Origin of the sequence: Zobellella sp. DQSA1 (assembly GCF_041950555.1) — a bacterium.
In the GTDB taxonomy this organism is placed as follows: Bacteria; Pseudomonadota; Gammaproteobacteria; order Enterobacterales; family Aeromonadaceae; genus Oceanimonas.
In genome coordinates, this window is the sequence record NZ_CP169531.1 from 3,106,686 (window position 1) to 3,127,822 (window position 21,137).

Annotated in this window: 19 protein-coding genes; 4 read left to right on the top strand and 15 right to left on the bottom strand. The window is 62.1% G+C overall.

Annotated features, from left to right (window positions below):
* Positions 1-177: 177 nt before the first annotated feature.
* From ACEVBK_RS14905 to ribE, 9 genes are all read right to left on the bottom strand, one after another.
* Positions 178-1,515 carry a hypothetical protein gene (locus ACEVBK_RS14905; RefSeq protein ID WP_375055701.1) on the bottom strand — a complete coding sequence of 446 codons (1,338 nt, stop codon included), beginning with the start codon at positions 1,513-1,515 and terminating at the stop codon, positions 178-180.
* Positions 1,516-1,826: 311 nt separating this feature from the next.
* A complete protein-coding gene (locus ACEVBK_RS14910) occupies positions 1,827-2,762 on the bottom strand; it encodes an ABC transporter permease (protein ID WP_375055702.1) in 936 nt (311 codons plus the stop codon).
* A gap of 5 nt (positions 2,763-2,767) precedes the next feature.
* Positions 2,768-3,742, bottom strand: coding sequence for an ABC transporter permease (locus ACEVBK_RS14915; protein WP_375055703.1), 975 nt, complete (start codon positions 3,740-3,742; stop codon positions 2,768-2,770).
* Between the two features lie 116 nt (positions 3,743-3,858).
* The gene (locus ACEVBK_RS14920) at positions 3,859-5,415 is read right to left on the bottom strand and encodes an ABC transporter substrate-binding protein (RefSeq protein ID WP_375055704.1); all 1,557 of its coding nucleotides are present in this window, start codon (positions 5,413-5,415) and stop codon (positions 3,859-3,861) included.
* Between the two features lie 22 nt (positions 5,416-5,437).
* Entirely contained in the window at positions 5,438-7,177 is a 1,740-nt protein-coding gene (locus tag ACEVBK_RS14925; RefSeq protein WP_375055705.1) for a dipeptide ABC transporter ATP-binding protein, read from the bottom strand.
* 1,340 nt (positions 7,178-8,517) lie between these two features.
* Positions 8,518-8,997, bottom strand: coding sequence for a phosphatidylglycerophosphatase A (locus ACEVBK_RS14930; protein ID WP_375055706.1), 480 nt, complete (start codon positions 8,995-8,997; stop codon positions 8,518-8,520).
* Entirely contained in the window at positions 8,998-9,963 is a 966-nt protein-coding gene (gene thiL / locus ACEVBK_RS14935) for a thiamine-phosphate kinase (RefSeq protein WP_375055707.1), read from the bottom strand.
* Positions 9,964-10,010: 47 nt separating this feature from the next.
* Positions 10,011-10,421, bottom strand: coding sequence for a transcription antitermination factor NusB (gene nusB, locus ACEVBK_RS14940; RefSeq protein WP_375055708.1), 411 nt, complete (start codon positions 10,419-10,421; stop codon positions 10,011-10,013).
* A 13-nt stretch (positions 10,422-10,434) separates the two neighbouring features.
* Positions 10,435-10,902: a 6,7-dimethyl-8-ribityllumazine synthase gene (gene ribE, locus ACEVBK_RS14945; protein WP_202088378.1), complete on the bottom strand. Its 468-nt coding sequence runs from the start codon at positions 10,900-10,902 to the stop codon at positions 10,435-10,437.
* Between the two features lie 392 nt (positions 10,903-11,294).
* Here ribE and pflB point away from each other — a divergent pair, with 392 nt between their 5' ends.
* The 4 genes from pflB (at position 11,295) to ACEVBK_RS14965 (ending at position 17,682) form a co-directional block, all read left to right on the top strand.
* Complete coding sequence (gene pflB / locus ACEVBK_RS14950; RefSeq protein ID WP_375055709.1) at positions 11,295-13,577, top strand: formate C-acetyltransferase; 2,283 nt, start codon at positions 11,295-11,297, stop codon at positions 13,575-13,577.
* Positions 13,578-13,885: 308 nt separating this feature from the next.
* The gene (gene pflA / locus ACEVBK_RS14955) at positions 13,886-14,629 is read left to right on the top strand and encodes a pyruvate formate lyase 1-activating protein (RefSeq protein WP_375055710.1); all 744 of its coding nucleotides are present in this window, start codon (positions 13,886-13,888) and stop codon (positions 14,627-14,629) included.
* A gap of 155 nt (positions 14,630-14,784) precedes the next feature.
* A complete protein-coding gene (locus ACEVBK_RS14960; RefSeq protein ID WP_375055711.1) occupies positions 14,785-16,671 on the top strand; it encodes a methyl-accepting chemotaxis protein in 1,887 nt (628 codons plus the stop codon).
* Positions 16,672-16,797: 126 nt separating this feature from the next.
* Positions 16,798-17,682: a DMT family transporter gene (locus tag ACEVBK_RS14965; protein WP_375055712.1), complete on the top strand. Its 885-nt coding sequence runs from the start codon at positions 16,798-16,800 to the stop codon at positions 17,680-17,682.
* A 113-nt stretch (positions 17,683-17,795) separates the two neighbouring features.
* Here ACEVBK_RS14965 and ACEVBK_RS14970 read toward each other — a convergent pair whose 3' ends face one another.
* Genes ACEVBK_RS14970 through siaB form a run of 6 tightly spaced genes read right to left on the bottom strand, consistent with a single transcriptional unit; the run spans position 17,796 to position 21,134 of the window.
* On the bottom strand, positions 17,796-18,143 hold the full coding sequence (locus ACEVBK_RS14970) for a HopJ type III effector protein (protein WP_375055713.1): 348 nt from the start codon (positions 18,141-18,143) through the stop codon (positions 17,796-17,798).
* Positions 18,144-18,155: 12 nt separating this feature from the next.
* On the bottom strand, positions 18,156-18,818 hold the full coding sequence (locus ACEVBK_RS14975; RefSeq protein WP_375055714.1) for an alpha/beta hydrolase: 663 nt from the start codon (positions 18,816-18,818) through the stop codon (positions 18,156-18,158).
* 3 nt (positions 18,819-18,821) lie between these two features.
* The gene (locus ACEVBK_RS14980; protein WP_375055715.1) at positions 18,822-19,367 is read right to left on the bottom strand and encodes a HutD family protein; all 546 of its coding nucleotides are present in this window, start codon (positions 19,365-19,367) and stop codon (positions 18,822-18,824) included.
* Positions 19,368-19,409: 42 nt separating this feature from the next.
* Positions 19,410-20,201, bottom strand: a complete 792-nt coding sequence (gene siaD, locus ACEVBK_RS14985; protein ID WP_375055716.1) for a biofilm regulation diguanylate cyclase SiaD — start codon at positions 20,199-20,201, stop codon at positions 19,410-19,412.
* Positions 20,194-20,571, bottom strand: a complete 378-nt coding sequence (siaC, locus tag ACEVBK_RS14990; protein WP_375055717.1) for a biofilm regulation phosphoprotein SiaC — start codon at positions 20,569-20,571, stop codon at positions 20,194-20,196. Before siaC ends, siaD begins: the two co-directional genes overlap by 8 nt.
* A gap of 20 nt (positions 20,572-20,591) precedes the next feature.
* On the bottom strand, positions 20,592-21,134 hold the full coding sequence (siaB, locus tag ACEVBK_RS14995) for a biofilm regulation protein kinase SiaB (RefSeq protein WP_375055718.1): 543 nt from the start codon (positions 21,132-21,134) through the stop codon (positions 20,592-20,594).
* Positions 21,135-21,137: the final 3 nt, after the last annotated feature.

Below are 21,137 nucleotides of genomic sequence, written 5' to 3' on the forward strand. Positions count from 1 at the left end.
CCCCATCGAGAGCAGCTTATGCGCCGCCGCTGGCGACCTTGTAGTACACCCAGACGAACAGGCCGGCAAAGACGAGTACGGTCAGCAATACCTTGAGCCAGATGAATTTCATGATTCTCTCCTGCAGCAACTGCCCTTGGACATCCATCGGGCTCGATTGTGACACCGTCACCGGCGCTAATCCACGCCGAGCAACGCGGCCAGCAGCCAGATGGCCAGCACCACCAGCACCGACATCAGCCCCAGGTAGCTCAGGTTCCAGCGCATGATGCGAAACGAATCCACCCCGTAACGCCCCTGAAACGCCAGGTTGATGCCAGACAGGGGCCCGGTGGAGGTGCCTACCGCCCAGGACGACAGAAATACCAGCGCCAGCAGGGTATGGTCGGGTGAAAGCGGCGCCAGCACCGATCCCGCCAGCGCGATACAGATGATGGGATGAATGCCCAGCAGCGACAACAGCACGGTCGCCAGGTAGGTCAGGCTCGCCTCCAGGGCACCAAAGCCCTGCAGCGGCAGGGTGCCCCCCCAGGCGGCGATCAGGGTTTCCAGACCGTAGCCCAGCACCCCGGCGGCGAGAAACAACGCCAGTTCGTTGCCCATTTGGGGCAGTCGGCCGTTCACCAGCCGCCCCAGGGCCGCCAGCGGCGAGCGCCTGGCACCGAACAGCACCAGCAGGCTGAGCGCAGGGGCCAGCAGGGTGATCACCGCCAGAATGGACAAGGCCGGCCACAGCTGATGCAGCAGCAGTACGCACGCCGCCAGCAGGGCCGGCAGCCAGATCCCGCCCGGATGCAGCGGATAGCCGGTAAAATCGCCCACCGGCGCCGCTTCTCCGCCTTGCTGCCGGCACAACTGCCAGAAGGTCAGGCCCAGTCCCAACAAGGCCAGCGGCATGCTCACCAGCCAGAGGCTGGCCAGGTGCGCTCCGGGCGCCACGCTCAACGCCACCGCCATGGCGGCGAAAAACGGCGACCAGAAGGCGGCGGCGGTAAAGCCCCGGATCAGCGCTATCGACTGTTCCCGGCTCAGGCTGCCCTGCCGGGCCAGGCGATCGCCGATGATAAACACCGACGACAGATTGATGACGGAGCCGAACAGATGCACGGCCCCCAGGGTGGAAAGCACCGCCCGCCTCCCCCGCGGCAGCCGCTCTTCACTTTCTCCTGCGGGCCGGCTCACCAGGCCGAGAAAGCTCACCGCCACCAGCATGGAGAGCAGGCCGCTGTTGCTGGAGACAATACGCCCCACATCCACTGCTGCCCCCTGCCAGGCGCTCCAGGCCAGGCAAAGCCCGCCGATGGCCAGCAACAACAGCGCCTGGATCCGGTTGCGCCGGGCCAGCCCCGGCCACAACAACGCCGCCGCCGCCCAATACCCCGCCCCGGCCCAGGTGCGGTCCACCGGGAGACCCAGCAGATCGGCGGCCACCACCGCCATGGCAAGCAGGATCAAGCCTCCGGACATTCGTCGGCGGGAAAGAGCTGGAAAACGGTTGAGCAGGAGGGTCAGCAAGGCAGGGGCTCCGTTGTTCTGGACTGGGGCAAGTGGCGATCATAACGCCGCGCCTGTACCAATGCATCAGGTTACCGGCCGATACCTAGAATAGGCCGCCCCCACCGCGCCTCGTAAGCGCGACTTCAGTCGCGCGGCCCCGCAGGCAACGCGAAACCGGCGTTGCCTGCCACGCGATTAAAATCGCGTCTACCCCTGCCTTGGAACCACGCCGGGGCTGCGGGCACCGCCGCTCCCGTACGCGCGGGCTGGGGATGGGACAAAAGCCCCGACGCCCCGGCCACCGTCCTTGAGCCGCCTTGGCCAGGGGTTTATCCCTTGTAGATCTTGGGGTTGAACACGTCCCGCAACCAGTCGCCGAGCAGGTTGATCACCAGCACCAGCACCACCAGGTAGATGCCGGGGAAGGCGGTGATCCACCAGGAGCCGGAGAAGATGTAGCTGAAGCCCATGCTGATGAGCGAGCCGAGCGAAGGCTTGTCCACCGGCATGCCGAGGCCGAGGAAGGACAGCGCCGCCTCGCTCATGATGGCATTGGCCACCTGTACCGTGGAAATGACCAGTATCGGCGACAGGCAGTTGGGCAGGATATGGCGGAACATGATGCGCATGGACTTGAAGCCCATCACCTGCGCCGCCTCCACGTATTCCTTCTTCTTCTCCGCCAGTACGGTGGCGCGGATGGTACGGGCGTATTGGGGCCATTCGGCCAGGCCGATGATCACCACCAGCATCAGCACCGCGTACTGGGCGTAGAAATCGGCGCCCAGGGTGGCCTGGAACACCGCCGAGACGATGATGGCCACCATCATGGTGGAGAAGGACAGCTGTACATCGGCGATGCGCATCAGGAAGTTGTCGATGCGCCCGCCGAAGTAACCGGCGGACAGCCCCACCACGATGCCGATGGCCAGTTGCAGTGCCACCGCGCCCAGGCCGATCATCAGCGACACCCGGGAGCCGTAGAGGATGGTGCTGAAGATGTCCCTCCCCTGCACGTCGGTGCCGAGCCAGAAACGCTCGTCGCCGCCCGGCAGCCAGTTCGGCGGCAGTTCGGAGTCGAGGATGTCGATGGTGGCCAGATCGTAGGGGTTGTGGGGAGCGATCAGCGGTGACAGGAAGGCCGCCGCCGCCAGCGCCACAAACACCGCAAAGCTGACCATGGCGACCTTGTCGCGCAGGAAGTGGTACAAAAAATCCGACCGTTTGAAGCGAGCCCAGCGGCTCAGGCTGACGTCTGTATTCATGGTGCTTATCCCTTGGCAGCCAGGTTGACGGTGGGGTTGATCAGACCGTAGATCAAGTCGACGATGGTGTTGGTCACCACGAAAATAAAGCCGACGAAAATCACGTAGGTGGTGATCAGCGGCGTGTCCACCCGGTTGATGGACTCGAGGAACAGCAGCCCGATGCCCGGCCACTGGAACACGGTCTCGGTGAGGATGGTGTAGGCCACCATGGTGCCGATTTGCACCCCGCCCACGGTAATCAACGGCAGCAGGGTGTTCTTCAGGGCGTGGATAAACCAGATACGGTATTTGGCCAGGCCCTTGGCCCAGGCGAACTTGACGTATTCGGAGCTGAGCTGTTCCAGCATCTCGGAACGCACCAGGCGGATAAACAACGGCAGCATGATGGACGACAACGCGATGCTCGGCAGGATCAGGTTACGGAAACCCTGCCAGTTGAACAGCCCCGAGTTCCACCCCAGCGGGCTGGTGGTCACGCCCCGGCCGTAAGCGGGCAGCCAGCCGAGCTCGATGGAAAACACGTACATCAGCAGGATGGCGGTGAGGAACACGGGCACCGAAATGCCGATGATGCTCACGCCCATGATCGCCTTGGAGAGGAAGGAGCGGGGCTTGATGGCCGAATAGACCCCCAGCGGTATGCTCAGGGCGATGATAATGATGCTGGCGCAGAACACCAGTTCAAGCGTGGCCGGCAGTTTCTGGAAGATCACCTCCAGGGTCGGCTGTTTGAAGAAATAGGAGGTACCGAAGTCGCCCTGCAGCGCGTTGCCGACAAAACGCCCGTACTTGACCAGGAAGGGATCGTTCAACCCCATTGCGGTCCGCATTTGCTGGCGCACCTCTTCCGATACCGATTGCCCCACCAGTTCGCGCAGGGGATCGCCCAGGTTGTCCTGGATGGAAAAGGCCACCAGGCTGATGACAAACATCACGATCAGGGCCTGGAACACCCGTTTCAGTAAAAACGTCAACATCTTTGTAAATTCCAATAGCGGGATTGGGGACTGGGGATGAAATCCCGGAACTCGGGACTCGGGATTAAGCCAGTACCAGTCCCCAATCCCAAGTCCCCGGCTTTAACCCCGAAGTCTTATTGCTTCACCACCAGGTCGCCCAGGTAGGGGAAGTCCATGGCGTTGACGATGGGCTCGGCTTCCAGGTTGTTGCGCGCGCCCCAGGCCAGGTTCTGCCAGTGCAGCGGCACAAAGGCGGCGTCGTCATAGAGGATGCGCTCGGCCCGCTGCAGCATGGCTTCCCGCTTGGGCAGGTCGGTTTCCAGGTTGGCCGCCTCGATCAGGCCGTCCAGTTCGGCATTGGCGTAATGGCCGCAGTTGTACTGGCCCCGACCGGTTTCGTCATTGCGGGTCATGGTCAGGAATTCCGAGAAATTGGCGGTGTCTTCGGTATCCGAGTGCCAGCCGATCATCAGCATGTCGGCGTCGCACTTGTCGAACTCGGGCCAGTACTGGGCCACCGGCATGGTCTTCAGATCCACGTCGATATTGATGCGCGCCAGCATCGCCTTCGCCGCCTCGGCGATACGGAAGTCGTTCACGTAGCGGTTGTTGGGAGCGATCATGCTGATCTTGAAGCCGTCCTTGTAGCCGGCCTCCTCCATCAGTTGCTTCGCCTTGTCCAGATCGAACTGCGGCACCAGTTCGGGGTTGTGGCCGAAGTAACCGGCGGGCGGCTGCTGGCCGGCGGTGGTGGCGAAGCCGCGCATGATGCGCTGGACGATGCCATCCTGGTTGATGGCGTAATTCACCGCCTGGCGCACCCGCACGTCCTTGAACGGCTCGAAGCGATCCTGGTTGAGCTGGAAGGTGATGATACGGGTGCCCGGTTCGGTCACCAGCTTGACGTTGGCGGCGGCCTTGACCCTGTCGTGGTCGTTGGGCGACACCGGCTTGATAAAGTCCACGTCGCCGGCCAGCAGGGCGGCCACCCGGGTGGCGTCTTCCTTGATCGGCACCAGGGTCATGTTCTGCACATTGCCGGGGGAATCGGTGTCCCAGTAGTCGGCGTGGCGCTCGTATTCCACCTTCACCCCCTGCTGGCGGAACTTGAGCTTGAAGGGGCCGGTGCCCGAAACGTTGGTGGAAGAGAAGGAACTGCCGTGCTTGACCACTTCTGCCTTGTCCTTGCCGTCTTCGGTGGTGCCGCTGTAGAACCGGGAGTCCATGGGGAACAGGTAGGTCACGGTGTTCAGCACCAGCGGGAAGGGCCCGGTGGTCACCAGATCCACGGTGTGATCGTCCACTTTCACCGCTTCGGCAAAGGGCTCGAAGATGGCCTTGAAGTCGGGGGACGCCTTCAGCCGGTTGAAGGTCCAGACCACATCATCGGCGGTAAAGTCGTTGCCACTGTGGAACTTGACGCCCTGCCGAAGGTGGAAGCGCATGGTGTTCTCGTCGGTGCGTTCCCATTTTTCCGCCAGCCGGGGCTCGAAGTCGAAGTCCTTGGTCCAGCGCACCAGGGGGTCGAACAGCAGATGCGACATTTCCAGGGTCTGGCCCGACAACTGTTCGTGGGGATCCATGGAGGTGGGATCCGAGTCGTAGGCGATGGTGATGTCGGCAGCCTGCAGGCTGAAGGCGAAACCGGCGGCAAGCAGCGCGGCAGTTACTTTGTTGAGTCCTTTTTTCATATATAACACTCCGTCGATGGGATTAGTTTTGGCCGGCGGCCACGTCTGAGATATCCAGACCTTCCCGGGACATGCCCTTGAACTCGGGCATCAGGGAAATCAGTGAGCGGCTGTAGGGATCCGCCGCCCTGGTAAAGAGCTGTTCGGTGGGCGCCACTTCCACCAGGGTGCCTTTTTTCATCACCCCGATGCGATCGCACATCTGCCGGATCACCGGCAAATCATGACTGATGAACAGCATGGTCAGCTTGAGTTCGTCCTGCAGGTCTTTGAGCAGGTTCAGTATTTGTGCCTGTACCGATACATCCAGCGCCGAGGTGGGCTCGTCGCAGATCAGCAGCCGCGGCCGGGTGGCCAGGGCCCGGGCGATGGAGATGCGCTGGCGCTGGCCGCCGGAGAACTCGTGGGGAAACTTGACCCCGGCGGCCCGGCCCAGGCCTACGTAGTCGAGCAGGTCGGCGACGATGCCGCGAATCTGCGCCTCGTTCCCGGCCAGTTGGTGGAAGCGGATGGGCTCGGCGATGATGTCTTCCACCCGCATACGCGGGTTGAGGGAGGAATAGGGATTCTGAAACACCATCTGCATCTGCCGGCGCAGGGGGCGACGCTCCTGCTCGGTCTTGATGGCGGTGAGCTCGATGCCCTCGAACCAGATCTTGCCGCTGTCGGGCGGATAGAGACCGGTAATGGCGCGGGCGATGGTGGACTTGCCGGAGCCCGACTCCCCCACCAGGCCGAAGGTTTCCCCTTCGAAGATCTCGAAGCTGACGTCGTGGGTGGCCTGCAGGTATTCCCGGCGCGAGGGGAAGAAGGAATCCTTGGTCACGAAGCGCAGGTTGCAGTGCTCTACCCTGAGCAGGGCGCCCTGGTATTCCCGCTGATCCTGGCTCTGGCCCAGCCAGTGGTGCTTGAGATCCAGCGGGGCCATTTCCTTGGCATCCTCGATATAGGACACCAGCGGGAAGCGCACCAGCTTGACGTCGGAACGGGGCACGGCGGAGATCAGGCTGCGGGTGTAGGCGTGCTCGGGGGTACCCAGCACCTTGGCGGTGGGGCCGATTTCCACCAGCCGCCCCCGGTACATCACCGCCACCCGGTCGGTTACGTTAGAGACCACCCCCATGTCGTGGGTGACCAGCATGCAGCCCACGTTGCGTTCCTTGCACAGGGTACGGATAAGGTTGAGGATCTGATCCTGGATGGACACGTCCAGCGCGGTGGTGGGCTCGTCGGCGATAATCAGCTCCGGATCGCAGGAGAGTGCGATGGCAATCACCACCCGCTGGCGCATGCCGCCGGAAAACTGGTGCGGATACTGCTTGATGCGCAGCTCGGGCTGGGGAATACCCACCGCCTCGAGCAGGGATACCGCCTTCTTGCGGGCCTGCTCCCGGCTCATCCCGATATTCGCCAGCAGGGTCTCGACCATCTGGTATTCCACCGTAAACAGTGGATTGAGCGAGGTCATGGGATCCTGGAAGATAAAGCCGATACGGCGACCACGCACCGCACGAATGGCAGCCGGGCCGAGCTTGGAAATTTTTTCCCCGTCCAGGTAAACGTCGCCGCTGGCGATGCGACCGGGCGGGCTCAGCAGGTCGATAACGGCGTTGCCGATGGTGGACTTGCCGGCGCCGGACTCGCCGACCACCCCCAGGATTTCACCCTTTTCGATATTGAACGAAAGATCTTCGACGGCGGCCATGACGCCGTGGCGGGACGGATACTCGATCCGCAGGTGTTTCACTTCTAGCAGGGACATGTTCATCCTTAACCGGGGCAAGCCCCTCGATACCGCATCCTTTACCGGCGCTGCCTGGGCATGCAACCGACGTCGTTCTGTGTTGCCTGAGTGCTATGGCAGTGGACCTATCACTATAGCCCCGACGGGAGAACCGTCTTGCGCTTTATTCGGCAACAAGAAAGTAACATTTGTAAGCATTGTAATCCTGTTTATGGAAAACTGAATCGCAGTTATCCGGATCCGGCTCACAAATTCAGCAACAAATTTCAAACATGACTACTCATGCGGAATTTATGACTGATATTTCATATCAAGATAGATCAGACCGAGTCAAAAGAGAATAGGAATTTCACTCTAAAAAGCAAGTACGGAAGTGGCTAAAGGTGATGTCAGATAGGTAAAAATAGGTGGAAAACGTTTTCTCCGCCTCGAAACCGGTCCGGAATAATCCGATCCCGGCGAGATCCCAAATCAATGGCAGGCGCGGCTTCAGCCGCGTGGAACAACGCCGCTCCCCATCGTCTGTAGGATCGCGCGGTTGAAACCGTGCCCAGGGGTGTGGTGGGGCTCCAAAATCCGTCATGTCCGCGAAGGCGGACATCCAGAAGCAGCCTGCACGGGTCTTGCTCCTGGCTGGGTTTGATAGACTCCCGCCTTCGCGGGAGTGGCGAAAGGTCGCGGGAGTGACGAAAGGTCGCGGGAGTGACGAAAGGGCGCGGGGGTGACGGCATAAGACACGGGAGTGATACCTGCTCCGTCTTGCCCGCGAAGGCGGGCATCCAGGGCAGGATGCACCGGCCCGGACGCAGGCGCCAGGTCTGCAGACACGCATGGACTCCCGCCTTCGCGGGAGTGACGAGAGGGCGCGGGAGTGACGAAAGGGCGCGGGAGTGACGGCATAAGACACGGGGGTGATACCTGCTCCGTCTTGCCCGCGAAGGCGGGCATCCAGGGCAGGATGCACCGGCCCGGACGCTGGCGCCAGGTCTGCAGACACGCATGGACTCCCGCCTTCGCGGGAGTGACGAAAGGGCGCGGGAGTGGCGAGAGGGCGCGGGGGTGACGGCATAAGACACGGGAGTGATACCTGCTCCGTCTTGCCCGCGAAGGCGGGCATCCAGGGCAGGATGCACCGGCCCGGACGCTGGCGCCAGGTCTGCAGACACGCATGGGCTCCCGCCTTCGCGGGAGTGACGAGAGGGCGCGGGGGTGATACCTGCTCCGTCTTGCCCGCGAAGGCGGGCATCCAGGGCAGGATGCACCGGCCCGGACGCTGGCGCCAGGTCTGCAGACACGCATGGACTCCCGCCTTCGCGGGAGTGACGAAAGGGCGCGGGAGTGGCGAGAGGGCGCGGGGGTTACAAGAAGGCGGCCAGTAACTGCAGGCAGACCAGGGCGAAGAGGCCGGCGATAACATCGTCCAGCATGATGCCGAAGCCGCCGTGCACCTTACGGTCGAACCAGCGAATGGGCCAGGGCTTGATGATGTCGAAGAAGCGGAACAGCACGAAACCGGCCAGGATCCAGCCCCAGCCCGCCGGCGCCGCTATCATGGTGATGCCGAAACCGATGATCTCGTCCCACACGATGGCGCCGTGATCGTGCCGGCCGATGGCCTGGGTGGCCGCCTCGCAGATTTTGATGCCGGCCACGAAGCCCAGTACCAGCAGCCCCACATAGGCCCACTGCGGCAGGCCCTGTATCAGCAGGTAGAGCGGAATGGCCGCCAGGGTGCCCATGGTGCCGGGCATGACCGGGCTCAGGCCGGAGCCGAAACCCAGGGCCAGCAGGTGCAGGGGATTGGACAGCTTCAGCGCCGCCAGCTCGGGTTTTCTCATTCAGCTACTCCGGAAATGATCCCAGCTCTGGGCTTGCAGCCGATAAGGGCGCCCCTCGGCCTGCAATTCGACACCGGGTTCACCGGCCAGCACCCGGCCGACCCGGGTGAACTTGACCCCGCAGTGGGCCAGCGCTGTTTCCAGCTGGCCGCGATGGGTTTCCGGCACGGTAAAGCACAGTTCATAATCATCACCACCGGTCAGGGCCAGCTCCCAGCCCCGCTCCTGGGAAACGGACGCCTTCATGGCTTCGCTCAGGGGCAGTAGCTCCAGCTCCAGTTGGGCACGCACGCCGGAGGCAGAAGTAATATGGGCCAGGTCCCCGGCCAGGCCGTCGGAAATATCCAGGGCGCTGGAGGCGATATCCCTCAACGCCTGGCCGGCCAGGATACGGGGATGAGGATGTTCAAACTTGGTGCGTACAAAGTCCAGGTGCGCCGGCGGCACGACGATATTGCCGAGCCGCTGCTGCAGGCCGAGGGCCGCATCGCCCAGGGTGCCGGTCACGTAGATGCCGTCGCCAATGCGGGCGCCATGGCGCCGCAGGCCCTTGCCTTCCGGCAGGGTGCCATGCACCGTGACGGTAATGGACAAGGGCCCCTTGGTCATGTCGCCGCCCACCAGGGCCACGTTGTAATATTCTGCCAGCTCGAAGAATCCGGCGCAGAACCCCTTGATCCAGCCTTCGTCGATCGCGGGCAGGGTCAGCGCCAGCGAAACCCAGCGCGGATCCGCGCCCATGGCCGCCAGGTCCGAGAGGTTCACCGCCAGGGCCTTGTGCCCCAGGGCCACCGGATCCATATCCGCAAAGAAATGTACCCCGCTTACCAGGGTATCCGTGCTCACCGCCAGCCAGGTCTGGGGAGGTACCTGCAACAGAGCGCAGTCGTCTCCCGGTCCCATCAGTACGTCCTTGCGGCCGCTGTCGGCGGTAAAATAGTGTTTTATTATTTCAAATTCATTCATAGAAAATGAAAAGCCAGCGACTGCTGGCTTTTTCCCGATGCTTGTTGTTATTTTTTCAACTGCTTGACGACCTTATCGAGCACACCGTTCACAAACTTGTGGCTCTCTTCGGCGGCGAAGGCCTTGGCCAACTCGATGGCTTCGTTGATCACCACCCGATAAGGCACATCTTCACGCCGGGTCAGCTCGTAGGTGGCCAACCGAAGTACCGCCTTGTCCACCACGTCCAGCTCGGCGAGCGGACGGGACAGATAAGGGGAAAACACCGCGTCCAGCTCGGTGGCATGAACCGAGACCCCGAACAGCAGGTCACGGAAGTAGTCCAGATCCACCCCTTTGGTGTCCTGCTCCAGCACAAACTGCTGGGCGATGTCGGACACGTTGTCCTTGGTCATTTGCCACTGATAGATGGCCTGGGTAGCGAGACGGCGGGCTTTGCGACGTTCAGACGGTTTCAATGCAGTACTCCTCTTAGTCCAGCTGCTGCAGGACGTTAATCATTTCGAGTGCGCTGAGGGCCGCTTCCGCGCCCTTGTTACCCGCCTTGGTGCCAGCACGCTCGATGGCTTGTTCAATGTTTTCGGTGGTGAGTACGCCGAAGGCGATGGGCACTTCAAACTCCATCATCACGCCGGCCATGCCCTTGCTGTTTTCGTTGGCCACCAGATCGAAGTGGTAGGTGCCGCCACGGATCACGCAGCCCAGCGCCACGATGGCGTCGTACTGGCCGCTCTTGGCGAGCTTCTTGCACACCAGAGGGATTTCAACGGCACCAGGCACCCGCACCAGGGTGATGTTGTCGTCTTTTACCAGCCCCTGACGCTTGAGCACGTCCAGGGCACCGGCGACCAGGCTGTCATTGATAAAGCTGTTGAAACGGGCGACCACGATCGCCACCTTGGCCTCGGGCGCGGCCATCAGCCCTTCGATTACCTTCATGGGAATCCTTGTTTGAACAAAAGTGCGCACATTCTAGCACAACCAGAGATTGACAAAAGCCTGAGTCCGATTAAGCGGTGGTATCGACCCGACGAAAAAGTGGATCTGTTTTTTATTACCACATTGTATTACTCGGGTTATGTCCAAAGTGGTAGTGCAATGCTTTCTTTACTATGCTGTAACACGGCATCAAGTCGCGTAGTTAAAGGCAAGCCCCGCTCAGGGGCAGCTTTATTGGTACCGGGCATAATGTAGTAAAATTACAAAAATTCAGGAACCAAGCTTGATCCAGATCAACGGCCGCCTCCCCCCCCGGCAGTAGTCTGGATGCATACGGCAATGGCGCTGATGAACGGCCAACCAGAGCGTCGCCACCTGTTAGCGGAGGTTTTATGACAACGGTCAACAACAACGTAGAGCACGCCTGGCGTGGGTTCAGTGGGGAAAGCTGGCAAACAGAAGTCAATGTACGCGACTTTATCCAGGCCAACTACAGCCCCTATGACGAGGACGGCAGCTTCCTGGCCGCCCCCACCCCGGCCACCCTGGCCCTGTGGGAGCAGGTGATGAACGGCATCGCCGAAGAAAACCGCACCCACGCCCCGCTCGACTTCGATACCAGCAATCCGTCTACCATCACCTCCCACGCCCCCGGCTACATCAACCGGGAGCTGGAGCAGGTCGTCGGCCTGCAGACCGAGGCGCCGCTCAAGCGCGCCATCATGCCCTATGGCGGCGTACGCATGGTCGAGGCTTCCTGCCAGGCCTATGGCCGCGAGCTGGATCCGCAGGTCAGCAAGGTGTTTTCCGACTACCGCAAGACCCATAACCAGGCGGTGTTCGACCTCTACACCAAGGACATCCTCAACTGCCGCAAGTCCGGGGTGCTCACCGGCCTGCCCGATGCCTATGGCCGTGGCCGTATCATCGGCGACTACCGCCGCTGCGCGCTCTACGGCGTGGACTTTCTGATCAAGGACAAAAAGGCCCAGATCGCCTCCACCCAGACGAACCTGGAAGCCGGAGTGGACCTGTCCCGCACCCTGCAACTGCGCGAAGAGCTGGCCGAGCAGGTGCGTGCCCTGGCCGATCTCAAGACCATGGCCGCCGGCTACGGTTTCGACCTGGGCCGCCCCGCCGCCAATGCCAAGGAAGCGGTACAATGGCTGTACTTCGCCTACCTGGCTGCCATCAAGTCCCAGAATGGCGCCGCCATGTCGCTGGGCCGCACTTCCACTTTCCTCGATGTTTATATCGAGCGGGATCTGCGTGAAGGCGCCCTGACCGAGTCCCAGGCCCAGGAACTGGTGGATCACTTCATCATGAAGCTGCGCATGGTGCGTTTCCTGCGTACCCCGGAATATGACGAGCTGTTCTCCGGCGACCCCATCTGGGCGACCGAGTCCCTGGCCGGCATGGGCCTGGACGGGCGCGCCCTGGTCACCAAAAACAGCTTCCGCTACCTGCACAGCCTGTACAACATGGGCCCCAGCCCCGAGCCGAACCTGACCGTGCTGTGGTCCGAGCAACTGCCGCGGGCGTTCAAGGAATACGTGGCCAAGGTGTCTATCGACACCTCCGCCATCCAGTACGAAAACGACGACCTGATGCGCGTGGACTTCGACTCCGACGACTACGCCATCGCCTGTTGTGTCTCGCCCATGGTGATCGGCAAGCAGATGCAGTTCTTCGGCGCCCGCGCCAACCTGGCCAAGACCCTGCTCTACGCCATCAACGGTGGTGTGGACGAGAAACTGAAAATCCAGATCGGCCCCAGGGCCGAGCCGCTCAAGGGCGAGCTGCTGGACTTCGACGTGGTGATGAGCCGCCTCGACAACCTGATGGACTGGCTGGCCACCCAGTACGTGACCGCCCTCAACGTGATCCACTACAGTCACGACAAGTACGCCTACGAGGCCATTCAGATGGCGTTCCACGACAAGGACGTGGTGCGTACCATGGCCTGCGGTATCGCCGGGCTGTCGGTGGCCGCCGATTCCCTGAGCGCCATCAAGTTCGCCAGGGTGAAACCCGTGCGTGACGAGTCCGGCCTGGCGGTGGATTTTGAAATTGAGGGCGACTTCCCCAAATTCGGCAACAACGATGACCGGGTGGACGACATCGCCTGCGATTTGGTGCGCCGCTTTATGGACAAGATCAAGGCCCACCCCTGCTACCGGGACGCCATTCCGACCCAGTCGGTGCTGACCATCACCTCCAACGTGGTGTACGGCAAGAAAACCGGCAACACTCCGGACGGCCGCCGTGCCGGCGAGCCCTTCGGCCCCGGTGCCAACCCCATGCACGGCCGGGACGAAAAAGGCGCCCTGGCGTCGCTGACCTCGGTGGCCAAGCTGCCCTTCAGTCACGCCAAGGACGGTATCTCCTATACCTTCTCCATAGTGCCGAAGGCGCTGGGCAAGGATGGTGAAGGCCAGCAACGCAACCTGGCGGCGCTGATGGACGGCTACTTCCACCACGAGGCCGGACGCGAAGGTGGCCAGCACCTCAACGTCAACGTGATGAACCGGGAGATGCTGCTCGACGCCATCGAGCATCCGGACAAGTATCCCCAACTGACCATCAGGGTGTCGGGTTACGCGGTGCGCTTCAACGCCCTCACCCCCGAGCAGCAGCGGGATGTGATCACCCGGACCTTTACCGAGTCGATGTAAAAGACGGGGACTGGGGACTGGGGACTGGGGACTGGGGACTGGGGACTACAGTTATATCAGTGAAACAGGCTGTCAGCCATTCTCCAGGCGGTCTCAAACAGACAACACCCAAGTCAAATCAGAAGGCCAAAGGGAGCGGCTCCGCCGACCGTCACATGCCAGGGATGGCATGTGCGAGCGTACAGGGAGGTATTTACAGCATGTCGGCGGAGTTGGCCCTTTGGCCGACTTTCTCTTTAATGGCAAGCCATGCCGAAAATCCTGAACTCGGCATTTGGGCATGGCACCGACACTCCTGGGGAGGAACCATGGCCATTAGCGGACGAATACATTCCACCGAAAGCTGCGCCACCGTCGACGGTCCCGGTATCCGCTTCCTGGTGTTTATGCAGGGCTGCCTGATGCGCTGCCTGTACTGCCACAACCGGGATACCTGGGACACCGACACCGGCCGCGAGGTCACGGTGGCCGAACTGATGCCGGAGCTGCTCAGCTACCGGCCCTTTATGCAGGCTTCCGGCGGCGGCATTACCGTTTCCGGCGGCGAACCCCTGCTGCAGATGCCCTTCGTCACCGAGCTGTTCGAAGCCTGCAAGGCCCAGGGCCTGCACACCTGCCTGGACACCAACGGCTTCGTGCATCATCACGACGCCGTGCTCGACCGGCTGCTGAACAGCACCGATCTGGTGCTGCTCGATCTCAAGCATATCCGCGACGAACAGCATATCCCGCTGACCCAGGTCAGCAACCGCTTCGCCCTGGGATTGGCCAGGTACCTGGCCGAGCGGGGCCAGGCCATGTGGATCCGCCACGTGGTGGTGCCGGGCTGGAGCGACGACGAACACGACATCGATGCCCTGGGCCGCTTTGTCGCCAGCCTGAGCCCGGCGGTGGAAAAGGTGGAGCTGCTGCCCTACCACAACCTGGGCAGCCACAAATGGGCCAGCTTCGGCCAAGCCTATCCACTGGAAGGGCTCACGCCGCCGAGCACCGAAAAAATGGCAGTGCTGAAGGCCATCATGGAGTCCTACCATTCCAGGGTGAGTGTCTAGCCATCATGTTCCCGTGTTGAACCCTATTGATGCCGCCGTTGGGATCCCCAGGATTAATATCGCAGCAGTGCCCATTTCGGCGCCCGGTGGTAGCGGGAACAGATTGGGAACCCCATCCGCACAAATTCCCTCAAGCCCCTGACAGGAACCGGTTGATGCCTTACCTGACGCTGAAACAGAAGCTTTCCCTTTCCGCCAGCCTCGCCATTGCCCTGGGCGGCGTGGTGGTCACCACCTTGTCGTTCGTCTCCTCGCTGAACCGGCTTGACGAGGATCTGAACGAACGCCTGTTCAGTGTGACCCATGCCTACAACCAGTACGTAACCGACTGGCTGGTCTCACGAGAGGCGGCCCTGACCGCCTTTCCCGACAACGTGGATGAACAGCAACTGGTGACGCACCTGCGCCAGGTGAAAGACTCGGGCCGTTTCGACAATGTCTTTATCGCCTTTGACGACGGCTCACAGCAGAATGCCAATGGGGTGGTGCTGCCGCCGGATAACAATGATCCCCGCCGCTGGGGCTGGTACCAGAACGCCCTGCAAGCGCCCGAACGGGTCTTTATGGATAACCCGACCGTGGCGGCCGCCACCGGCGCCAACGTGGTGTCGCTCGGCCAGGTAGCCCGGCTGGGCCAGCAACGGGTGGTGCTGGGTGCCGATGTGGACATCGAGGATCTGCTGCAGCAGCTGCATCAGGTCAGGCTGCCCGGCAGCGGCCATATGCTGCTCACCACGGATCAGGGCATCATCTTCGCCGATCAGGACACCCGCCTGCTCAACCGGCCGGTCGGCGACAAGAGTCCCGAACTGACCCCGGAGCTGGTCAAGCGGCTGGGCAACAGCGGCGGTATCAGCAGCCTCAGCCTGAACCACAGCCCCCACTACCTCTATGTCGCCCCCATTGATGGCAGCCATTTGAGCACCTTGGTGGTCATCGACCGGGGCAGCGTGCTGGCCCCGCTCTACCAGACCCTGTGGGAACAGGCACTGGCAACACTGGCGGTGGTGGCGTTGTGCGTGCTGGCCTTCAACCTGCTGTGCAACCGGCTGTTCCGGCCGCTGCAACAGGTCTCCGGGGCCTTGACCCTGATCGCCGACGGCAGCGGGGATCTGACCCGGCGGATAAGCCTGGACAGCAAGGATGAGGTCGGCATCCTGGCCCTGAGCTTTAACCAGTTTGTCGGCAGCCTGGCCGAGTTGATCAGTCACATACGCCAGCAGGCCCGGGAGCTGGGCGACAGCGCGCGCCAGGGTGAACAGCAGGCGGATCTTACCGCGGCCGAGCTGAGCCGGCAGCAGCAGGAGATCACCCTGGTCGCCACCGCCATCACCGAAATGGCCTCCGCCACCCAGGAGATAGCCCGCCATGCCGAACAGGCCGCCCAGGCCGCCCTCAGTGCCTCGGGCAGTACCGAGCAGGGCCGCGACCTGGTGCTGCAAAGCCGGCACTCCATCAACCATCTGGCCGGGGAAATCGTGCAGGCCTCCGTCGTGATCCAGGAGCTGAACCGCCATGCCAAGGACATCAATTCCATCCTGGCCACCATCCAGGGAATTGCCGAGCAGACCAATCTGCTGGCACTGAACGCCGCCATAGAAGCGGCTCGGGCCGGTGCCCAGGGCCGGGGTTTCGCCGTGGTGGCCGATGAAGTCCGAGTGCTGTCGCAGCGGACCCATACCTCCACCGGAGAAATCCAGACGATGATCGCCAACTTGCAGCAGACCACCGGCAAGGCGGTGGCACTGATGGAACAGAGCGCCCGGCTGGCTCAGGGCACCGTGACCGATGCCGACCAGGCGGCCTCGGCCCTGGACCATATCTACCGGGACGTGACCCGGATCTGCGACATGGCCGCCCACATCGCCACCGCCGCCGAGGAGCAAAGCCAGGTCAGCGGAGACATCACCCGTAACACCACCAGCATCAAGGATGTGACCGATCAGTTGGCCGAAGACACCAACCGGTCGCGCCGACAGGCCAATCTGCTGAGCGAGCAAGCGGCGGAGCTGAACTGCAAGGTCGCGACCTTTATAGTGTGAAAACCCGGTCCGATGGCATAAAGTAGTGAGTACTCAAACGCATTCACTCTGCCGGTCCGCATGCCCCCGTTCCGTCCGTTGTACGAACGGGCACCCGCCTTGCCGGTGCTTTCAGATGAGGTCCTGATGATGTTGCCGGAACGGCGAGGCGATCTGTTCATTCTCACGGCCACGCTGCTGGCCTCCGCCGGCTGGCTGTTTTCCAAGGAGGCCCTCAACGGCCTGCCACCCGCCGGCTTCGTGGGCTGGCGTTTCCTGCTGGCGTCGCTCTTGTTGCTGCCGTTCTGCTGGCGGCAGTTGCTGGCCATTCCCGCCGCCAACCTGCTCAGGGCCGGTGCCGTCGGCATCGTCATGGGCATGAACCTGCTGCTCTGGATACTGGCGGTGTCCCACAGCGAGGGCATTGGCGAGGGTGCCTTTATCATGAGCCTGTCGATGCTGATGGTGCCGCTGCTGGCCTGGCTGCTGTTCAAGGAGCGTCCCGGCCGCGCCTTCTGGACCGCCCTGCCCATCGCCATGGCCGGTCTGTTCCTGCTCACCATGGGCAGCGGCCTCAGCCTGTCGCCCGGCCAGTTGCTGTTCCTGCTGGCATCACTGTCGATGGCGCTCTATTTCAACCTCAACAGCCGCTTCGCCCGCCGTATCCCGCCGGTGGCCCTCACCGTTATCCAACTGGCGGTGACCGGGATGATGAACCTGCTCTACTCTGCACTGTTCGAGCCGTGGCCGGAGCGGATACCGTCCCAGACCTGGGGCTGGTTTGCCGCCAGCGTGCTGCTGGCGACCTCGCTGCGCTTCGCCTGCCAGACCATGGGCCAAAAGTTCAGCAACGTGGCCAATGCCGCCATCATCATGATGCTGGAGCCGGTGTGGACGGTATTGATCAGCGTGTTCTGGTATCAGGAGCCGATGCCGCCCCAGAAAATCGCGGGCTGCGTGCTGATCCTGCTGGCCCTGCTCGGCTATCGCAGCCGCAGCCTGCTGGCCTGGTACCGCACCAGGTGGAAGTGAACAGGTTCCCTCTGTAGGGTCGAATTTATTCGACCAGAGGCAGCTCCGGGTATTCGGACGGTCGATTGAGACCGACCGGGGATGGGTAATCATTTCCAGTCCCTCGCGTGGCCTTACACCTTGGGGCTGAGCGGCTGATCGGCAAATTCGACGCAGAGCCAGCCGCTTTTCATAAAGTTGCGGATATTCTGGTGGTCCTGTCCCTCGGGGTTGCCGAGCACGTCATCCCGATAGAAGGCGCCGAAGCAGGCCAGTGTTTCCTCCTCGTTCAGCCCCTGCAGGCGGGCAAAGGCAAACAGCTTGCAGGAGCCGTTGTTTTGCCCGGCTTCATTGGTCAGTTCCCCGTTGGTAAAGGCGGCGGGGGTGAAGTCGTAGAGGCTGTCGATTAGGGCGATCACCTCGGCGAACTCGATGGACTCGGGGGCCTGCTCCAGCCTGGCCTGCAGTTGCTTGATATTCATCAATGGATTCCTTCAGTCACGGGGTGCCAGTATGCGGCACAAAAAACGGGAAATATCGGTAATCTCGGCGGCACAGACGCTGTGCTCCATCGGGTAACTGTGATATTCGGGCAAAAAACCCAGCAGTTCCAGCTCCCGGCAGGCCTGCTGCCCCAGTTGTTCGGGCACCACGCCATCCCGGCTGCCATGCAATACCTGCACCGGCAAGCACCGGTTGGCTTCGTGAATGTTCAGGCTGCCGGCGGTGGCAAAATAGGTGGACATGGCAACCAGCCCACCCAAGGGGCTTTCGAAACTCAGCGCCGCCTCGTAAGCCACCGCCCCTCCCTGGGAAAACCCGGCCAGGACAATACGGCGGCTGTCGATGCCCTGCTCAATCTGTTGCTCAATCAAGGCCTGTACCGCCTTCGCAGACGCCCGCAACTGGGTTTCATCCACCTTGCGTTCTATCTCCATCGACAGAATGTCGTACCAGGCAGGCATCACAAAGCCACCGTTGACGGTAACCGGAATGGCCGGCGCATGGGGAAAGATAAAACGAATGTGCAACGCGGGCGGCAGCCGCAGCTCCGGCACTATGGGGGCGAAGTCGTGGCCGTCGGCCCCCAGGCCGTGCAGCCAGATCACACAGGCATCCGGCCGGGGGCCGGTTTCACGTTCAATACAGGGCAACATGGTTCAAACTCCGTCAAGGGGATAAAGGGTGATTTCCACCAGCAGCCGGGGCTCGTCCACGGCGGCCAGCGCCAGCGCTTCACCGGGAGCCAGCACCCAGAGGGTGGGCTCGATGCCGTGACAATACAGCAGACGGGCCCGGGGGCCCTCGCTGTGATACCCCTGGCCGGGTGCCACCGGTCGCACCGCCAGCTCGGACCGCCCCCAGTCCCTGGCGGTCATTACGTTGAAGTCCAGGCACTCGTCGCCCAACAGCCGGCAATCCACGGCGGTCTCGCCGCTGAATTGCAAGGGGACAAAGGGCTCGGTCAATCGCCGCTGCGAGCCGTTCATATCCAGCTCGAAACCGGCGCCGTCCACCAGCATCAGGATACGATCGATGCCGGGGAAAAAGGAAAAGGGGCCACTCTGCCCCACCCGGGCCATGGACACCCGCAGCACAAAGTCCTCCTCCTGTGCCGTGGGCAGCCGGTACAGTTCCCGGGTGGTGCCACCGCCGTTTTTCCAGGGCATGTCGATAAAGTCCGCCGCCCCCAATCGCTTTGCCATCTGTTTATTCCACTCATGCGGTGTTTAAAAAGGAAGTACCGGTCAAGGCGTCGCCACCTGCAGCCGGTCCCGGCCGTTGCGCTTGGCGAGGATCAGTTCGTTGTCGGCCCGGTTGATGGTTTTGTCCAGCTCCTCATCGGGCCGGTAGGCCGTCAGGCCCACGCTCACGGTGAGCAGCAACTGCTCGTCGATGTCCGCCAGGCGCAGAGCGCGCACCGCCTGCATGACGCGATCGCTCAACTGCCGGGCCTGCTCCAGGCCGGTATCCGGCAGCAGCAGCAAGAATTCCTCTCCCCCCCAACGGGCGCAGAGATCATAGCTGCGCAACTGCGCGGAAATGGCCTGGGCCAGCAGGCACAGAACCCGGTCGCCCACGTTGTGGCCAAAGGCATCGTTGATACGCTTGAAATGGTCCACATCCAACATCGCCAGGCTGAAGGGCGCGCCCCCGCGCCGGCAGCGTTCCTGCTCTTCTTCCAGCCGGGCCATCAACAGCCGTCGATTGGCCAAGCCGGTCAGCGGGTCGCGCAGCGCCGCCTGCTCGAGCCGATCATTGAGCTCCAGCAGGCTGCGCTGGTAACGATCGGAAATGCGGGTGATCTTTTCCAGCCGCCGCAGCTGCTTGTCGTACTGCTGCAGCAGATCTTCGGTCCGGGAGCGTGCCATGTCGTAGCTGCTGTCGGCAATGCGCAGCAATCGCTCCAGCCGGATGCGGTGCTCCCGATCCCGGGCCAGCAAGGCTTCCAGTACCGGCCGCAGCGGGTTGTCCCTGTGTTCGGGAGCGGCCAGCAGCCGTTCCAGCTCGGCATCGTCGGCAGGATGGCGGCTAGTCATGGGGTACGATTTCGAAGGGGAAAGTGCAGTCTTCCTTGAACTCCTCGGCCAGTTCTACCACCCGCTCGTTGTCAGGATCGTAAAACCATTGCACCTGCACCGCCTTGCCTCGGCCTGAGGCGGCTTCCAGTATATCGAAAATGTCCATCATCGCTTTCACGCTGCTGGTATTCATATAGATCAGCCGCAACTCCAGCGTCAATGGCAGGGGCGACTGCTCCAGAAACTGCTCCACCCACTCGATCACCTCGTTAAAAAATTCGAATGAGTTCTCCGGGTAGGAATCACCCCGCATGGCGACCACCCCGGAATCCGGGTTACAGAGAATGTCCGGGGTGGATCTGCTACCTGTGATGTTCAACGACTTCATGGCTACTTCCGGGTTTACTCTCATATTACCGCCAATAAACTGAAAAACCCCCGGCCGCCGCCGGTATCCACCAGCTTGGCCGCCATGGGCCGGTAAGACTTCCTGGCCACATCCAATAATCCCAGGCCGGCGCCGCTACTGCTGTCGTCGGTCCGGGGGCGGCGCAACTGGGTTTTGTAGGCCACCTTCAGCGCCGCCTTGTCCATCCCGGCCAGTTGCTCGATGCGCCGGCACAGGGCCTGGCCATCGGCGAATTCGACCTGGTTGCCGGCCAGTACCATATAATGTCCTTCATCGCTCCGGGCCACCACTACCGTGGCGGAGCCGTCACGATCACTGTAGCCCATGCGACGGGCATAGTGACGGATGTTCTGGGTCAGCTCGATATAAACCCCGAACACATCCATGGCCGCCGCCGGCAGGGCATTTTCGGCCTGCAGATAATTCTTGAGGGCATTGCCTATTTCCTCAATAAGACTGCGGGAAATGGGGCCATTGAAGCAGAGCAGTATCTGGTTCTGGTTAAATTGCTCCCGAATCGAAAGCAGGTCTATGGCTTGCATCAG

What these genes read in the sequence shown, in the direction of transcription:
- ACEVBK_RS14980 (WP_375055715.1), bottom strand. Translation starts at nt 19,367, where the DNA reads ATGGCAAAGCGATTGGGGGCGGCGGACTTTATCGACATGCCCTGGAAA.
- ACEVBK_RS14925 (WP_375055705.1), bottom strand. Translation starts at nt 7,177, where the DNA reads ATGTCCCTGCTAGAAGTGAAACACCTGCGGATCGAGTATCCGTCCCGC.
- ACEVBK_RS14975 (WP_375055714.1), bottom strand. Translation starts at nt 18,818, where the DNA reads ATGTTGCCCTGTATTGAACGTGAAACCGGCCCCCGGCCGGATGCCTGT.
- siaD (WP_375055716.1), bottom strand. Translation starts at nt 20,201, where the DNA reads ATGACTAGCCGCCATCCTGCCGACGATGCCGAGCTGGAACGGCTGCTG.
- pflA (WP_375055710.1), top strand. Translation starts at nt 13,886, where the DNA reads ATGGCCATTAGCGGACGAATACATTCCACCGAAAGCTGCGCCACCGTC.
- ACEVBK_RS14930 (WP_375055706.1), bottom strand. Translation starts at nt 8,997, where the DNA reads ATGAGAAAACCCGAGCTGGCGGCGCTGAAGCTGTCCAATCCCCTGCAC.
- ACEVBK_RS14970 (WP_375055713.1), bottom strand. Translation starts at nt 18,143, where the DNA reads ATGAATATCAAGCAACTGCAGGCCAGGCTGGAGCAGGCCCCCGAGTCC.
- siaC (WP_375055717.1), bottom strand. Translation starts at nt 20,571, where the DNA reads ATGAAGTCGTTGAACATCACAGGTAGCAGATCCACCCCGGACATTCTC.
- thiL (WP_375055707.1), bottom strand. Translation starts at nt 9,963, where the DNA reads ATGAATGAATTTGAAATAATAAAACACTATTTTACCGCCGACAGCGGC.
- ACEVBK_RS14960 (WP_375055711.1), top strand. Translation starts at nt 14,785, where the DNA reads ATGCCTTACCTGACGCTGAAACAGAAGCTTTCCCTTTCCGCCAGCCTC.
- ACEVBK_RS14915 (WP_375055703.1), bottom strand. Translation starts at nt 3,742, where the DNA reads ATGTTGACGTTTTTACTGAAACGGGTGTTCCAGGCCCTGATCGTGATG.
- siaB (WP_375055718.1), bottom strand. Translation starts at nt 21,134, where the DNA reads ATGCAAGCCATAGACCTGCTTTCGATTCGGGAGCAATTTAACCAGAAC.
- ribE (WP_202088378.1), bottom strand. Translation starts at nt 10,902, where the DNA reads ATGAAGGTAATCGAAGGGCTGATGGCCGCGCCCGAGGCCAAGGTGGCG.
- ACEVBK_RS14965 (WP_375055712.1), top strand. Translation starts at nt 16,798, where the DNA reads ATGATGTTGCCGGAACGGCGAGGCGATCTGTTCATTCTCACGGCCACG.
- pflB (WP_375055709.1), top strand. Translation starts at nt 11,295, where the DNA reads ATGACAACGGTCAACAACAACGTAGAGCACGCCTGGCGTGGGTTCAGT.
- ACEVBK_RS14920 (WP_375055704.1), bottom strand. Translation starts at nt 5,415, where the DNA reads ATGAAAAAAGGACTCAACAAAGTAACTGCCGCGCTGCTTGCCGCCGGT.
- ACEVBK_RS14910 (WP_375055702.1), bottom strand. Translation starts at nt 2,762, where the DNA reads ATGAATACAGACGTCAGCCTGAGCCGCTGGGCTCGCTTCAAACGGTCG.